General features: G+C 59.1%; 11 protein-coding genes and 2 pseudogenes. 9 read left to right on the forward strand and 4 right to left on the reverse strand.

The window, feature by feature from the left end:
• The 4 genes and pseudogenes from ACZ6ZO_RS11075 to ACZ6ZO_RS11090 all read left to right on the forward strand — a co-directional run.
• A partial coding sequence (locus tag ACZ6ZO_RS11075) for a transposase (RefSeq protein ID WP_465292702.1) occupies positions 1-156 on the forward strand: 156 nt, incomplete at its 5' end.
• 12 nt (positions 157-168) lie between these two features.
• Positions 169-2082, forward strand: a pseudogene (locus tag ACZ6ZO_RS11080) (OPT family oligopeptide transporter); the annotation flags it as partial.
• A 13-nt stretch (positions 2083-2095) separates the two neighbouring features.
• A complete protein-coding gene (locus ACZ6ZO_RS11085) occupies positions 2096-3055 on the forward strand; it encodes a lactate/malate family dehydrogenase (protein ID WP_465292650.1) in 960 nt (319 codons plus the stop codon).
• A gap of 68 nt (positions 3056-3123) precedes the next feature.
• Positions 3124-3654: a hypothetical protein gene (locus ACZ6ZO_RS11090; RefSeq protein WP_465292652.1), complete on the forward strand. Its 531-nt coding sequence runs from the start codon at positions 3124-3126 to the stop codon at positions 3652-3654.
• 659 nt (positions 3655-4313) lie between these two features.
• Here ACZ6ZO_RS11090 and ACZ6ZO_RS11095 read toward each other — a convergent pair.
• Positions 4314-5366 carry a Cj0069 family protein gene (locus tag ACZ6ZO_RS11095; protein ID WP_465292654.1) on the reverse strand — a complete coding sequence of 351 codons (1053 nt, stop codon included), beginning with the start codon at positions 5364-5366 and terminating at the stop codon, positions 4314-4316.
• A gap of 241 nt (positions 5367-5607) precedes the next feature.
• Here ACZ6ZO_RS11095 and ACZ6ZO_RS11100 point away from each other — a divergent pair, with 241 nt between their 5' ends.
• The 4 genes and pseudogenes from ACZ6ZO_RS11100 (at position 5608) to glpK (ending at position 10525) form a co-directional block, all read left to right on the forward strand.
• Positions 5608-6465 carry a sulfurtransferase gene (locus ACZ6ZO_RS11100; RefSeq protein WP_465292656.1) on the forward strand — a complete coding sequence of 286 codons (858 nt, stop codon included), beginning with the start codon at positions 5608-5610 and terminating at the stop codon, positions 6463-6465.
• Between the two features lie 209 nt (positions 6466-6674).
• Entirely contained in the window at positions 6675-8456 is a 1782-nt protein-coding gene (locus ACZ6ZO_RS11105) for an acetyl/propionyl/methylcrotonyl-CoA carboxylase subunit alpha (RefSeq protein WP_465292658.1), read from the forward strand.
• Between the two features lie 231 nt (positions 8457-8687).
• Complete coding sequence (locus ACZ6ZO_RS11110; RefSeq protein WP_465292660.1) at positions 8688-9035, forward strand: hypothetical protein; 348 nt, start codon at positions 8688-8690, stop codon at positions 9033-9035.
• Between the two features lie 9 nt (positions 9036-9044).
• Positions 9045-10525: pseudogene (gene glpK, locus ACZ6ZO_RS11115) on the forward strand (glycerol kinase GlpK).
• Between the two features lie 162 nt (positions 10526-10687).
• Here the strand turns inward: glpK and ACZ6ZO_RS11120 are convergent.
• Genes ACZ6ZO_RS11120 through prpD form a run of 3 tightly spaced genes read right to left on the reverse strand, consistent with a single transcriptional unit; the run spans position 10688 to position 14227 of the window.
• Positions 10688-11809 carry a bifunctional 2-methylcitrate synthase/citrate synthase gene (locus ACZ6ZO_RS11120; RefSeq protein WP_182386812.1) on the reverse strand — a complete coding sequence of 374 codons (1122 nt, stop codon included), beginning with the start codon at positions 11807-11809 and terminating at the stop codon, positions 10688-10690.
• A 16-nt stretch (positions 11810-11825) separates the two neighbouring features.
• Positions 11826-12731: a methylisocitrate lyase gene (gene prpB / locus ACZ6ZO_RS11125; RefSeq protein WP_182386813.1), complete on the reverse strand. Its 906-nt coding sequence runs from the start codon at positions 12729-12731 to the stop codon at positions 11826-11828.
• Positions 12728-14227 (reverse strand): 2-methylcitrate dehydratase PrpD, encoded by a 1500-nt coding sequence (gene prpD / locus ACZ6ZO_RS11130; protein WP_182386814.1) that lies wholly within the window; start codon positions 14225-14227, stop codon positions 12728-12730. Before prpD ends, prpB begins: the two co-directional genes overlap by 4 nt.
• Positions 14228-14441: 214 nt before the next feature.
• Between prpD and ACZ6ZO_RS11135 the strand changes: the two genes are divergently transcribed.
• Complete coding sequence (locus ACZ6ZO_RS11135; RefSeq protein WP_182386815.1) at positions 14442-15809, forward strand: short-chain fatty acyl-CoA regulator family protein; 1368 nt, start codon at positions 14442-14444, stop codon at positions 15807-15809.
• Positions 15810-15821: the final 12 nt, after the last annotated feature.

Consider the following 15821-nt stretch of genomic DNA (forward strand, 5'->3'; position numbering starts at 1 on the left):
TTCGATATCGGGGCGTCCAACGGGCCGGTCGAGGCCATCAACGGCAGGCTCGAGCACCTACGGGGGATCGCCCTGGGATTCCGAAACCTCAACCATTACATCTTGCGGTGCCTGATCCACTCCGGACAACTACAGGACAAGATCAACGCACTCTAAAACCGGAAGAGCCAGTTAACACTCCGCGGTGTGATCATTGGTGGCATCATCACGTTGGTGTTCACCGCCGCGAATGTTTACCTCGGGCTTAAAGTCGGCCTTACCTTCGCAACTTCCATCCCAGCTGCCGTGATTTCCATGGCTGTCCTGCGTAAGTTCGCTGGACACACCATCCAGGAAAACAACATCGTGCAGACGATCGCGTCGGCAGCCGGTACGTTGTCCGCAATCATTTTCGTGCTTCCGGGCCTAGTGATGGTCGGCTGGTGGCAAGGCTTCGACTACTTCACCACCGCCTCAGTGTGCGCCATCGGCGGCATCTTGGGCGTCACCTATTCCATCCCGCTGCGTCGCGCACTGGTGACGGGCTCGGACTTGCCCTACCCGGAGGGTGTTGCCGCGGCCGAGGTGCTGCGAGTAGGAGATGACAACGGTTCCGCCGAGGAAAATAAGCGTGGGTTGCGAGTGATCACCCTCGGCGCCCTGGCGTCGGCGGGCTACTCACTGCTCACCGCACTGAAAGCCACTGCAGGTGGCTTATCGACGGCCTTCCGCGTCGGATCCGGTGGCACCATGGTGGGCACCTCGTTGTCCCTCGCACTGATCGGCGTTGGTCACCTCGTGGGCGTCGGCGTCGGTATCGCAATGATCGTCGGCCTGTTGATTTCCTATGGCGTCCTGCTACCGGTATTCACGTCCGGCCAAGTCCCAGCCATGGGAGACATTTCTGATGTGGTCGCCAGTACGTTCTCTTCCGAGGTCCGTTTCGTTGGCGCTGGCACCATGGCTGTCGCCGCGGTGTGGACGCTACTGAAGATCATCGGCCCTATCTTCTCTGGCATTAAGAGCTCCTTGGCTTCCGCTCGGAACCGTCGCGCTGGCGAAACCGTGGACATCACTGAGCGTGATATTCCGTTTCCGATCGTGGCTGGCGTGACGCTGGCGTCGATGATTCCGGTGGGGTTGCTGCTGTGGTTGTTCACCAAGGACACCGCTATCGCACACCACACCGCTGGTCTGGTGACGCTGTCCATCGTGTATGTCCTGGCAGTTGGTCTGCTGGTGGCTGCGATCTGTGGTTACATGGCCGGCTTGATCGGCGCATCCAACAGCCCGATTTCCGGTGTTGGCATCATCGTGGTGATCTCCGCAGCATTGCTGATTAAGACGATCGCCGGTGGTGAGGATCCAACGTCCCTCGTTGCTTACACACTCTTCACGGCCGCGGTAGTCTTTGGTATCGCGACTATTTCCAATGACAACCTGCAGGATCTGAAGACTGGTCAGCTGGTGGGAGCTACCCCATGGAAGCAGCAGTTTGCTCTGATTCTGGGTGTCTTGTTCGGCTCTGCGGTCATCCCACCAGTCCTGCAGCTCATGCTCACGGGCTTTGGTTTCCAGGGTGCTCCTGGTGCCGGCGATAATGCGCTCGCTGCACCACAGGCCGCGCTGCTGTCCTCCGTGGCACAGGGTATTTTTGGTGACTCTCTCGACTGGTCCCTGATCGGCCTGGGCGCTGCGATCGGTGTGGGCATCATCATCGTCGATGAGGTTCTTGGTCGCACTACCAAGAACTTGCACCTGCCACCGCTGGCTGTTGGTATGGGCATGTACCTTCCGATCAGCCTGACTCTCATCATTCCGATCGGCGCGTTCATCGGCCGGGCGTTCAATAAGTGGGCGGAGCACAATGGTGGCGAACCAGTCAAGCGCCTTGGCGTACTGCTGGCCACAGGTTTGATCGTTGGTGAATCCCTGTTCGGTGTGCTCTTGGCCGGAATCATTGGCGCTACTGGCTCCGACGAACCGCTGGCCATCATGGGTGAATCCTTCGAATCTCCAGCGAAGTACCTCGGTTTGGTGATTTTCGTTGCACTGGTCGGTGGCATGTACTCCTGGCTGAAGAAGAACAAGGTGTCGCAGTAGTACCGTGGAGAGCATGTTCTCTCCACACAAACTAGTCATTGTCGGCCTGGGCCACGTGGGTTCCTACGTCCTGGCCGACGCCATGAAAACCCAGCTTTTCGGCAGCATCGTCACGATTGATGCTGATGCGGGGGTGGCACATGGTGAGGCTCTGGATCAGCACCAGGCAACGGCGTTGCACTCTATGGCGTCGGTAAGCGTGCGTGCCGGTGACTACGCCGACTGCGCCGACGCTGACATCATCATTGTGGCGGCCGGGCCGTCCATGATTGCCGAGCCGGGGAATTCGAAGCCGGACCGGGCGGCGCTCGCCCCGCACAATGCCGGCGTGATTCGCGAGGTGATGGCCGGTATCACTGCCCACACCCGCGACGCTATCATCATCATGATCACCAATCCGCTGGACACCATGGTGTACATCGCGGAAAACGAGTTCGATTATCCGAAGGGGCGGATTTTCGGCACAGGAACAATGCTCGATTCTGCGCGGTTGCGTCGTATCGTCGCTGACCGGCTGGAGGTATCCCCACTGTCCGTGTCTGGCTACATGATGGGCGAGCACGGCCTCTCCGCCTTCCCTGTCCTTTCTCACCTGTCGGTGGCCGGTATTCCCGCGGCGGAGTTGGAACATCACTTCGGGGTCTCGCTCGACCCGGACGAACTCGCGCTCGCGGTGGTGGACGCCGCTTACGACGTGTTTAATGCAAAAGGCTGGACCAACGCGGGCGTCGCGCAGTCGGCGATAGCTATGGCCAGGGCTGTCCTCCTCGACGAGCGCGCCATCTTCCCCGCTTGCACCACCCTGCGTGGCGAATACGGCCTCAGCAACATCGCGCTTTCCGTACCGACGCTCATCGGCGCCGCGGGCGCGCTCCGTCGCTTCGAAATCCCACTGTCCGAGTGGGAAGTGCAGGCATTACGACGCTCCGCTGCCGACATTCGGGCCGCAATGGACAGCGCCAATTGCTCTTGATCAGCGTTGCTGATTTGTTGCAATTCCCCAATCTAAACGCAACCTATTGCCATTTTGTGCTCGATAGCATGAGTCTCAAGTCCACCCCGAAAGGAGACCTCATGTTCTCGGCTAAAGTTCAACGCCGCGTTCTCACCGCTGTTGGCGCTGCCACATTCGCTGTCGCCTCCAGCGCATCCGCTTCTGCTGTTGACCCCATGGCTTCCCTCCCACCGCTGTCTTCCCTTCCCCCAGCAGTGGATCCTGGCCCAATCGAAGCGGACCGTGATGTTTACCGCGACACCTGGGACGGCACCGGATTCGAGTTCTTCACCCCCGGTGGCAACTATTGCTACATCTCCCCAGAACACACCACCGTGCCGGGAGACGATCGGCAATTCATCATGTGTTCCTTCGAAGATGGCGAATTCAACGCCGTGGGAGTAAAAGCTGGTGAACCAGCTGGTCCTCGTGTTGCCAACGGCGTGATCCTCGCTCCCCGCACCGAAGGCTACCACCTGGATCCCGGCTACAAGCTCACCCTTGGCGATGCGAGCTGTCGCGTAGAAGTCGACGAATCGACAATCTGCGGTATCGGAGACAACTCCTTCACGCTTTAGGCTTACTTCCCTGGGTAATCCGCCCCACGTTAGCAAACTCGATACCGCAAACTCCCAGGTCGCTGGGATCTAGGTTTTCCTAACGTGGGGCAAATTTTGGGTTAAGGGGCAAAATGTGTGTCTGAATTCCACGGTGAAGCCAGGTCAGGGTTTGTAAACAGGTGCTGCTTATTGTTTCTGCTAGCAGGCGCGGCTGCCTTACTCCGGTGACCAAAACCCAACCCGATACCCCGTCTGCCTGGGACAAAAGCAAAAACAACGACACCACCAAAACCAGAGCTGAACACACGCGACGACCTTTTCGGGCCTTCCATGCTTGTGCTGTCAGCTCAACCGCAATGACCGATGCTGCAGGCTCGTGAGGTATCTCCCGATGGAGTCTGAACCGCAGGTTCGCACCCTTGTGTTACGTAACCCCGCAAAACCCGGGAAGCGTTCCCCGGGCTTCGGTGATTTTTTAGGCTTCACACCTGCTATTTCACTGTTTTGGGCCCAAGATCCGGGAAATGCTTCCCGGGTTTTAGTAAGAAACTTCAGGGGGCCGTGATCAAAGCCCCAGGGGTAAAGTAACAACACGCCGGCCAGGCACGCATTTTGTCCCTTAACCCGCAGACACCAAGAAAGGGCCCGGATGCGGGCCCTTTCTTGCGTATGAAAACTTACGCGAACTTCTTCTCTACGCGAGACGTTGCTTCCTTGGCAACCATTTCCTGGATGCCCATGTCGAGCTCAGAGGTGAAGCCGACGCAGGAGCAGTTGATTTCGCCGAGCACGTAGGTGTCTTCGCCGTTCTCGCCGTCGGCAAGCATGAAGTCTGCGGTCCAGATCAGCGGGATGTTGTCGCCACCGAGCTTTTCTGCGATCACAGGGCGGGCTTCAGCGAACATGTCGATGAGCTCTTGCCATGCTTCTGGCTTGTCGTAGGTGTACTTTGCGCCGGAGAACAGGGTTGCGGAGAAGTTGTCGCCACCTGCAGCTGGCTTCTTGTGGACCACGAAGACTGGGTGTGGGCCAACGAGCAGAATACGGATTTCACCTTCGACGATGCGTGGCATGAAGCGCATGTCCACGAGCATGCCGTTGTCGCCGATGATGTATTGGTCGCAGAAGTCCATGAACTCGCCGAGTTCGCGGATTTCGGTGTGGTTGTCCACTGCCTCGGTGCAGCGCAGCTTGGTGTCCAGTGGCAGTGCGGTGCCTGGGGTGACCTCGAGGGACTTGTCCTCGAGTTGGACGCGCCAGATACCTTCGCCGGTAGAACCGCGGTTCTGCTTGAGGACGCGCTCGCCGTAGGAGATGGAGGTTGGGAAGGTGTTGTGGAAGGTCTCCACATCGTAGTAGGCAGCGGTGTCTGCTGGAACGAGGGAAGTGTCGTTTAGCTTGACCAGGGCGTCCTTAGCTCCGTATGCCATCATTTCGTATGGGGTGGACATGCCGACGAGGCCGGCCTCGGAAAGCCTGGTGAGCAGGTCGAAGTAGCCCTTTTCGCCACCTGGAATGTTGCCTGGGTTAACGCGGGAGATGTAAGCGTCGAAGTTCTCGGAGACGTAATCGAAGAGCTTCTCGGACCACTCTGGGCGGTAGTACACAACCTCTGACTTCCAGCCGAGTCCCTGGATAGCCTCAACGATTGGCATGGTGTCCTTGCGGTGGCCGTTAATCTGCTTGTCAGATCCGCCCTCTACTTCGAATACGACGATTGCTTTCTTCATACGATTCTCCTCAAAGAATGTGTGGTGGTATCCGCAGGCTGGTTAGTGTCCCAACCTGATTAAGAAAAATCTTATCTTTATGCTTGGCCCTACGCAGTCGCAATCGCCATTTGGTGCGCAAGACCACAACACCAATGGTGTCACTAGCGACACATTAACGCCGATCTTGTGATTACCGCGGGAAATGCGCGCTAAGGTGGGGTCTTAAGAATTCGCGCTAACAATGTGAAAGGGTGCCTCCATGGCTGTGCCTCTAGACCCGAACCCCAAGTTTTCCGATTACGCCCATCCTGAGCGGTTAGTCTCGCCCCAGTGGTTATCCGCTCAGCTTGGCTCCAAAGGTCTCAAGGTGGTGGAGTCTGACGAAGATGCTCTGCTATACAACATTGGCCACATTCCGGGCGCGGTTCGGATTGACTGGCATAAGGACCTCAATGATCCCCTCACCCGCGATTTCATTTCGCCAGAAGCTTTCGCGGCATTAATGGACGAAAAGGGCATTGCCCACGATGACACAGTCGTGATTTACGGCGACAAACACAATTGGTGGGCCGCGTACACTTTCTGGATCTTTGAGATGTACGGGCACCCAGATGTTCGCTTACTTGACGGCGGCCGTGACGCGTGGATGTCGGAAGAACGCGACACGTCCTATGACGTGCCGAACTACCCCGCCAGCCGCTACCCTGTCCCCACCGCTTCCGAAAGCGCCCTGCGTGCATTTGTGGGCGACGTGCAGGCGGCCGTCGATAAGGGCGCGCTTATCGACGCCCGTACCCCCGCAGAGTACCGCGGTGAGGAATCGTGGCTGTCCCACGCCGCTATTCGGCTCGGCCATATTCCTTCAGCGCTGAACATCCCGTGCGACGGCAACGTGATGGCGAATAACTTTTTCCGTTCCCGAAAGGAATTGGACGCCATGTACTCGGACTTAGATCCGAGCGCTCAGACGATCGTGTACTGCCATGAGGGGGAGCGTTCCTCCCACAGCTGGTTCACGCTGAAGTACTTGCTCGGTTTTGAGAACGTGTTGAACTACGACGGTGCATGGGTGGAATGGGGCAATATGGTTAGAATGCCGATCGCGAAGGACAGCTAACACCGAAATTGAACGCTGTATAGGGCTTTTTTACTCCCGCTTGGGGGTGCAATCCCACATTGGTTTACTCGAATCCGTTCGATTTTGTGACATGTTGTGTAACAATAAGTGTCACGCGCAGCACCCCCAACCCACTGTGGGGTGAGGCACAAACTAATGTCATGCGTGAATAGTTCAATGCAAAAAATTTTCTCCAGGAGGGGTTAGACGTGACCGTCGAGACCAAGAAGATCACCAAGGTTCTGATCGCGAACCGTGGTGAGATTGCCATCCGCGTTATCCGTGCAGCACGCGATGCAGGTATCAAGAGCGTCGCTGTTTACGCAGAGCCAGATGCGGATGCACCTTTCGTATCGATGGCCGATGAGGCTTTCGCACTGGGCGGCCAGAACTCCGCCGAGTCCTACCTCGTCTTCGACAAGATTCTCGACGCTGCCAAGAAGTCCGGCGCAGATGCCATCCACCCTGGCTACGGCTTCCTCTCTGAAAACGGCGACTTCGCAGAAGCAGTCATCAACGCCGGCCTGACCTGGATCGGCCCATCCCCACAGTCCATCCGCGACCTGGGCGACAAGGTCACCGCTCGCCACATCGCCCTGAAGGCTAACGCACCAATGGCACCTGGCACCAAGGAGCCAGTCAAGGACGCTGCCGAGGTTGTTGCCTTCGCTGAGGAACACGGCCTGCCAATCGCTATTAAGGCAGCTTTCGGTGGCGGTGGCCGCGGCATGAAGGTTGCTTACAAGATGGAAGAGGTCGCTGACCTCTACGAGTCCGCTACCCGTGAGGCAGTTGCTGCCTTCGGCCGTGGCGAATGCTTCGTGGAGCGCTACCTGGACAAGGCACGTCACGTGGAGTGCCAGGTTATCGCTGACCAGCACGGCAACGTTGTTGTCGCTGGTACCCGTGACTGCTCCCTGCAGCGCCGCTTCCAGAAGCTCGTTGAAGAAGCACCAGCTCCATTCCTCACCGACGAGCAGCGCACCCGCCTGCACGAGTCCGCCAAGGCTATCTGTAAGGAAGCTGGCTACTACGGCGCAGGTACCGTCGAGTACCTGGTAGGTTCCGACGGACTGATCTCCTTCCTCGAGGTCAACACCCGTCTGCAGGTGGAGCACCCAGTCACCGAGGTCACCACCGGCCTCGACCTGGTCCGCGAGCAGTTCCGCATCGCCGAGGGCAAGGAACTCCACATCAAGGAAGACCCAACCCCACGCGGCCACGCTTTCGAGTTCCGTATCAACGGCGAAGACGCTGGCAACAACTTCATGCCTGCCCCAGGCAAGATCACCAAGTATGTTGAGCCTTCCGGACCAGGTGTCCGCATGGACTCCGGCATCGTCGAGGGCTCCGTCATCGGTGGCCAGTTCGACTCCATGCTCGCTAAGCTGATCGTCTTCGGTGAGACCCGTGACGAGGCTCTGCAGCGCGCTGCTCGCGCACTGGACGAGTACGTCGTCGAAGGCATGCCAACCGTTCTCCCATTCCACCGCCACATCGTCGAAAACCCTGCTTTCGTGGGCGACGGCGAGAAGTTCGACGTCTACACCAAGTGGATCGAAGAAGCATGGGACAACCCAATCCCTGCCTACGTTGACCCAGCCGACGCCGAGGAAGCTGAAGAAGCAACCCCAGCTCAGAAGGTCATCGTTGAGATCGACGGTCGTCGCGTAGAGATCGCCCTCCCAGGTGACCTCGCAATCGGCGGTGGCGCAGCAGGCGGTGCAAAGAAGAAGGCCAAGAAGCGTCGCGCAGGTGGCGCCAAGGCTGCCATCTCCGGCGACGCCGTTGCCGCTCCAATGCAGGGCACCGTCATCAAGGTCAACGTGGAAGAAGGCCAGGAAGTTGCCGAAGGCGACACCGTGATCGTCCTCGAAGCCATGAAGATGGAAAACCCAGTGAAGGCCCACAAGTCCGGCGTTGTCACCGGCCTGGCAGCAGTCGCAGGCGAGGGCGTCACCAAGGGTGCCGTCCTGATGGAGATCAAGTAACAACCCTTGCCGGATTTGGTAAAGCAAAACGACTAAACAGCTAGTAAAAAGTCACTCTGCATTACCAAATCCGGCCCCATCATCTACAGACCCGCATCCCTGTACTCTCGGGGGTGCGGGTTTTTAGATACCCCCTGGTCGGATTTGGTAATGCAAACGATACGAAAACACACAAAACCGTCACTTTGCATTACCAAATCCGACACGGCACCTCTCTAGATCGGACAAAGAATGGAACCTATGGATGTCAATGGCGGCCGTTTTTACGCCCGCCCGCTGAGAAATGACGACGAGATCGCGCTGCCGCAAGCGGAAGGCAGCTCTGTGGCGTCGATAAGCGCTGCGCGCGAAGAGTGGCTGAATGACACGGCCTATTCCTGGGCAATTTGCGAGCAGACCAACGTCAACGCCGTCGCTATCGCGCGCTATGACATGAAGGAACTGGAAGTTGTGCCGGTGGGCGATCCGGAGCGTGATCTGCCGAATGATCCGATGTTGGAGCCGAAGAAGGCGAGGGACGGCGTCGCTGAGGGGCGGGCTGCAATTCAACGCTGGATCGACGGTTACCTGCGCCCGTAAACTAGCCACATGGCACCACGTCTCCCCCACAAGCGCACGATCGTCGCCGCGATTGACCAAGGCACGACGTCGACACGCTGCATGCTTTTCGACGACCACGGCCACGCCCTCGCTACCTCCCAGCTGGAGCACAAGCAGATTTTTCCACGCCCCGGCTGGGTGGAGCACGATCCGATGGAGATTTGGGCAAACACTCGTCGCGTGATGGCGGACGTGCTGGCGCGCAGCGAGTACACCAACGACGACATCGCTGCGGTGGGGATCACTAATCAGCGGGAAACCACGGTGGTGTGGGATAAACACACGGGTAAGCCGGTGTACAACGCGATCGTGTGGCAAGATACCCGGACTGCGGAGATCTGTGGCGAACTAGAACCGGAGCAGTTTGAACGAACTGGGCTCCCGGTATCCACGTATTTTTCCGGCCCGAAGATCCGGTGGATCCTGGACAACGTGCCCGGGACACGCGAACGCGCAGAGGCCGGGGATTTGCTCTTCGGCACCATTGAATCTTGGCTGATCTGGAACCTGACCAAAGGAACCCACGTCAGCGACGTGACCAACGCGTCCCGCACCATGCTCATGGACCTAGCCACCGGGCAATGGGACCATGAGCTTTGCGAGGTCCTTGGTATCCCGACTGCCATACTGCCGAAGATTGTGTCTAATTCGGAAGTGAATGGGAAGATTCGCAAAGTCGGCAACCTCGATGGTGTCCCCATCGCCGGTGTGTTGGGTGATCAGCAGGCGGCTACCTTTGGCCAGGCTTGCCTTGAACCAGGTGAAGTGAAGAACACCTACGGAACCGGCAACTTCCTGCTCATGAACACCGGCACCACCATCCGCAGCTCAGAGCACGGGCTCATCTCCACCGTCTGTTACAAACTGGGCAAGGAACCCACGGTCTTCGCTCTCGAAGGCTCCATAGCCGTCACCGGATCACTCATTCAGTGGCTGCGCGATAACTTGGGCCTGATTGCTAAGGCAGCGGACGTCGAAAAGCTAGCAGCGTCGGTGCCCGACAACGGCGGCTGCTACATCGTACCCGCCTTCTCCGGGCTCCTCGCCCCGCACTGGCGGCCCAACGCCCGCGGCATCATCACGGGGCTCACGCGGTTTCACACCAAAGCCCACTTCGCGCGAGCCGCCCTGGAAGCGGTGGCCTATCAAACGCGCGAGGTTGTCGAAGCGATGAACCAAGACACCGGTCTACCAGTAGCAGCGCTCAAAGCCGACGGCGGAATGGTAGGCAACCAGCTGCTCATGCAGTTCCAGGCCGACCAGCTCGGGGTACCCGTCACGGTCCCTGCAGTGACCGAAACGACGGCGCTCGGCGCCGCGTATGCTGCCGGACTCGCGGTGGCGTCTACAAGTCGCTCTCCGACATCCGCACGCTGTGGCAAGAAGACGTCACCTACCAGCCACGCCCCGCTGACCCCGCGCTTTTCGACGGCTGGCAGCGCGCCGTCCGCAAAAGCTTCGAAAACTAGGTTGGTTGATGGGGGTTGGGCTGTTTTGAGCGTTGGGCCCGACATTACCCTCCCGAAGTTCGGGCTCATGAGAGCAGTTTTGGGGCAACCTCGGGGGCGTAATGTCGGGGGCGTGCGCCAGCCCCAGGCTGCAGGGCCCCAAACAGCTCCGCCCTAAAAACCTTAAACTGCTTGCGCAGGAACTTTGCGCTGCTCTTCGCCGTCATAGGCGCTGAGCGGGCGGATCAGCGAGTTGGACTCGTTTTGCTCAATGATGTGAGCGGTCCAGCCGGTGATGCGGGCCATGACAAAGATCGGGGTGAAGAACTCCACCTCAAAGCCGAGGATGTGGTACGCAGGGCCGGATGGGAAGTCAAGGTTTGGTTTGATTCCGGTGCGTTCATCCATGGCTGCTGCCATTTCGTCGTACATCTTCACCCACTTCTCGCCGTTGTGGGCGGCTGCGAGTTCCCGGAATGCTGCTTCCATGGTGGGCACGCGAGAGTCACCGTTCTTGTAGACGCGGTGCCCGAACCCCATGATCAGTTCCTTGTTGTCGAGCTTGTTGTTAACCCATTCGCGCGCCTTCTCGGGGTCGTCGATTTCGAGCATGGCGTGCATGACTGCTTCGTTGGCACCGCCGTGGAGTGGGCCTTTGAGCGCGCCAATGGCTGCGGTAACTGCCGAGTAAGTGTCAGACATCGTGGAGGTGACCACTCGTGCAGTGAAGGTGGAAGCGTTGAAGGAGTGCTCGGCGTAAAGGATGAGAGACTTATCAAACGCTTCGATGTCAGCGCGGTCGAAGGCATCTTCACCAAAGACCATGTCCAGGAAGTTGTGCGCGAAGCCCTTCTTCACGCTCGGCTCGATGAAGTCTTCCCCGCGCCGGCGACGGATGTCCAAGGCGATGATGGTCGGGATTTTCGCCATCAGTTCCAGGGAGGAGCGGCGGATGTGGTCGGAGTCCTTGGTGTAGGCCTCCGGGTCCTGCGAACCGATGTAGCTGATCGCGCTACGCAGCACGTCCATGGGGTGGCAGGACAGCGGCATGGCCTGCACCATATCAATCAGGCCACGGTCGATGCGGCGCAGCGCGCGTTCCCGAACACAGAACCGGGTGAGCTCGTCCGGGGTGGGCAGTTCCCCGTTCCACAGCAGGTAGGCGACCTCCTCAAAGCTGCAGTAGCGGGCGAGTTCCTGCACTGGGTAGCCACGGTAGGTCAAGGAGTTGGTCTCCGGGACAACCTTAGAAACTTTGGTGGTGTCGACGACAACTCCGGCGAGTCCTTTGCGAATTTCAGTCATGGTTTGGTCTCCTAAGTTAGGGCTGGTAGGTGAATAGTTTTTGGTCGAATACGTTGTATTCGGAGTAGCGAAGCAGCTCGTAGAGGCGAGAGCGGTGCTGCATGTCGTCCAAAAGATCTGTTTGGGTTCCGGCCGTCGCGATATGGCGCAGTCCGCGTTCCACGGCTCCCATCGCGATGCGCAAGGTGGTCACGGGGTAGATCACGGCGTTGTAGCCGATGTCTTGTAGCTGTTGCGCGGTGATGAGTTCGGTTTTGCCGAATTCGGTCATGTTCGCCAGCAGAGGGATATCGATGGCCGCCCGGAACTTTTCGAAGTCGGCCGGGGTGTAGAGCGCTTCCGTGAAGATCATGTCGGCGCCCGCGTCCACGTAGGCTTTGGCGCGCTCGATCGCTGCGTCAATCCCTTCGACGCCGGCGGCGTCGGTACGCGCGCAGATAACAAACTCTGGGTCGCGGCGAGCTGAGACCGCCGCTCCCAGGCGCCGGACCATCTCTTCAACCGGCACTACTTCTTTACCGTCCAGGTGTCCGCACCGTTTAGGGTTGACTTGGTCTTCCAGGTGGCACCCCGCCAGACCAGCGTCTTCTAACTCAGAGATGGTGCGGGCTGCGCTCATTGGCTCGCCGAAACCGGTATCGGCGTCGACAAGCACCGGCCGGTTGGTGGCGCGGGTGATCTGGCGAGCACGGGTGGCGACTTCCGTGAGCGTCGTCAGGCCAATGTCCGGCAGAGCCAGGTCGGCGGCGACCACCGCGCCGGAGACATAGACCCCTTCGAAGCCGATCTCCTCGATGAGGCGAGCGACCTGCGGGGAGAACGCGCCAGGTAGGCGTTGGATGGTGCCGGAGCTAAGGCCGGCACGGAAGGCTTGACGACGCTCCGTTGCTGTCAATGCGGAGGAAAAGAGATCTCGGCTCATAGCAGCCCCGCCCGGGTCTCGGCAGCCTGTGCGAGGACGTCGTCGGAAAGCTGGATGTTCAGTTCGCTGAGGTCCTGGAGAGAGGCCAGGTTCTGTACTGCGTTAAGGAAGCGGTCCTGTTCCTCCGGCGACACGATCCCCTCTGCCAGCGTGCGGAACTTTTCCACGTACTGCTCGCGGCCGAATGGGCGGGCCCCCAGGGGGTGGGCGTCGGCAATCGCGAGCTCATCCACAATCACGGTACCGTCCTTCATGGTGATTTCCGCGCGAGCACCAAAGGCCTTTTCCGCGGGATCGGTGGAGTGGTAGCGACGGGTCCATTCCGGGTCCTCCACCGTGGAAATCTTGTGCCACAGTTCGATGGTTTCTGGCCGGTGAGCGCGTTCCGGGGCATAGGAACGCTGGTGGTGCCACTCCCCGTCTTCCAGGGCTACCGCGAAGATGTACATGATGGAGTGGTCGAGGGTTTCGCGGGATGCGTCAGGGTCGAATTTCTGAGGGTCCTGCGATCCGGTACCGATGACGTAGTGGGTGTGGTGGCTCGTGTGCAGCACGATCTTTTCCACGTCCGCAAAGTTGCTGATCTTCTCGCGCATCTTGATGGCCAAATCAATCGGGGCCTGGGACTGGTACTCAGCGGAGTGCTGCTTGGTGAAGGTGTCCAAGATGGCACGCTTAGCTTCGCCCGGTGCGGGGAGCTGAACCTCGTAGCGGGCTTCCGGACCGGAAAGCAACCAGGCGATGACGCCGTCTTCGCCCTCCCAGATCGGTGACGGTGCACCTTCCCCACGCATGGCGCGGTCGACAGCTTCGATGGCCATCTTCCCAGCGAATGCCGGTGCAAATGCCTTCCATGAGGAAATCTCACCCTTGCGGGACTGACGGGTGGCCGTGGTGGTGTGCAGCGCCTGACCAATGGCCTGGTAGATGGTGTCCTCGTCCAACTCGAGCAACGTGCCAAGGCCAGCTGCGACGGATGGGCCGAGGTGAGCGACGTGGTCGATCTTGTGCTCGTGCAGGCAGATGCCCCGTACCAGCTCCACCTGGATCTCATACGCGGTGGCAAGTGCCCGGATGAGCTGCGCACCGGTGCAGCCACGGTGCTGGGCTACGGCTACGATCGGCGGGATGTTGTCGCCGGGGTGGGAGTAGTCAGCGGCCAGGAAGGTGTCATGGAAGTCCAGTTCTCGGACTGCTACCCCGTTGGCCAGAGCTGCCCACTCTGCACTGTAGGTGCCGTCGATGCCGAAAACTTTGGCGCCAGCTTCACTCACGGGATGTGCCTGCGCCTGCTGGCGCGCCACAGTCACTGGCTTACGCAGCACGGCTGCCGCAGACACCGCCGCATTGTCGATAATGCGGTTGATGATCATCTCTGCAACGTCATCGGTGACTGGAACCGGATCCACGGCTACTCGAGCGATCCGGGAGGCAAGATGCTCCTCGCGGGGAAAATCCTCCGCGGAAGCATGCGTGCGCACAATGTGTTTTTCCATTTTTCGATGTTCTCCTTACAACAGCAGTGCGGTCAGTGCTAGAGTCCACTCGAATGCCTCTCACAGCTTCTATGTGGTACAACTCACAAACTAACCGGGGTCATGCACGTTGATCCCCTTGTTGCAGGTGTGAATAACTACGCCGTTTTCGCACCCAAACCGCAAAGTTGGCGTACCTGGCAGCTCATGGCCACAAAATGAAAGGAAGAGGAGAATGGAGAAGATCTACGCGGGGGCAAAGATTCGCTCGCTGCGTCGCAAGTTGGGAATCACCCAAGCCACGTTGGCGAAGGAGGTGAAGCTCTCTCACAGTTACATCAATCAACTGGAAAACGATCAGCGTCCTCTCACCACGAGCGCGCTGCTCGCATTGAGTACCTGTTTGGGGGTATCCCCTGACTATTTTCTCCCTGACACCAATGCCCGGTTGATGTCCTCTGTCCGGGACGCGATGAGTCAAGCTGGTTTCCCCTGCGACCAGGAGGAAATCCAGGAATTTACGGACCGGTTTCCCCGCATCGCGGAAGCCCTCACATTGCTGTCCGCAGCGACGGCCCAGGGAAACAATCCTGTGCTAGCCGAGGTCAACCCGACCCGCCATGTGTTCGATCATGTTCGCGACTTCTTTTACTGGCATCGCAATCACATCCCAGAGCTGGACACTCTCGCGGAGCAACTGGCCGATCGGTTGGGTGGCCCACAGTTTCGAACGATGCGCCTGGCGGAATTGCTGGACACCACTGCACATGTGCGGGTGATCTTCCGTAATCAGGAGCAGCAGTCCCGCCGCGTGTTCGATCCAGAATCGCGCACTGTGTCCTTGGGTGCTGACCTCACCGATGCGCAACAGTGTTTTGAACTAGCTATGCAATGGGCGTTCATCTGCCTCCCTGAGCAGCTTGATGAGCTCACCGAGTCGGAGCGACTGCCGTCGCCGGAAGCGAAGTCACTGGGTCGAATTGGGTTGGCGCAGTATTTCGCGGCGGCTGTGGTGATGCCCTACGGGCAGATTCTGCAGGCTGCGGAGGAATGCCGTTATGACCTGGATGTGCTGTCCCAGCGCTTTGGCACTGGTTTTGAGATGACGTGCCACCGGCTGTCCACCTTGCAGCGACCGGGGGCGGAAGGCGTGCCACTGTTTTTCGTTCGTACGGACCGTGCCGGCAATATCTCCAAGCGACAGTCGGCGTCGTCATTCCACTTTTCCCGCAGCGGCGGAAGCTGCCCGTTGTGGATTGTGAATAGGGCGTTTGAAACGCCGAATCGGATCATCCGTCAGGTGTCTCAAATGCCTGATGGCCGGACTTACTTGTGGATCGCGCGCACGGTGGAGCGCCCCCACGGCGGTTTCCATGACCCCAACATCACTTTCGCGATCGGCCTGGGGTGCGACATTTCGCAAGCCCACCGCCTGGTGTACTCCGATGGGCTGAATCTGTCTGACGACTCGGCAACGCGGATCGGCGCTGGCTGTCGCGTATGCGAGCGCAGCGATTGCAAACAGCGGGCCTTCCCCGCGACGGGCTTTGCTCTTGATATCAACGAAAACAGGTCACAAGAGGTGCCCTACGCCACGAAGTAGGCCCGCCGGATG

It is taken from the genome of Corynebacterium sp. NPDC104732 (assembly GCF_055583565.1).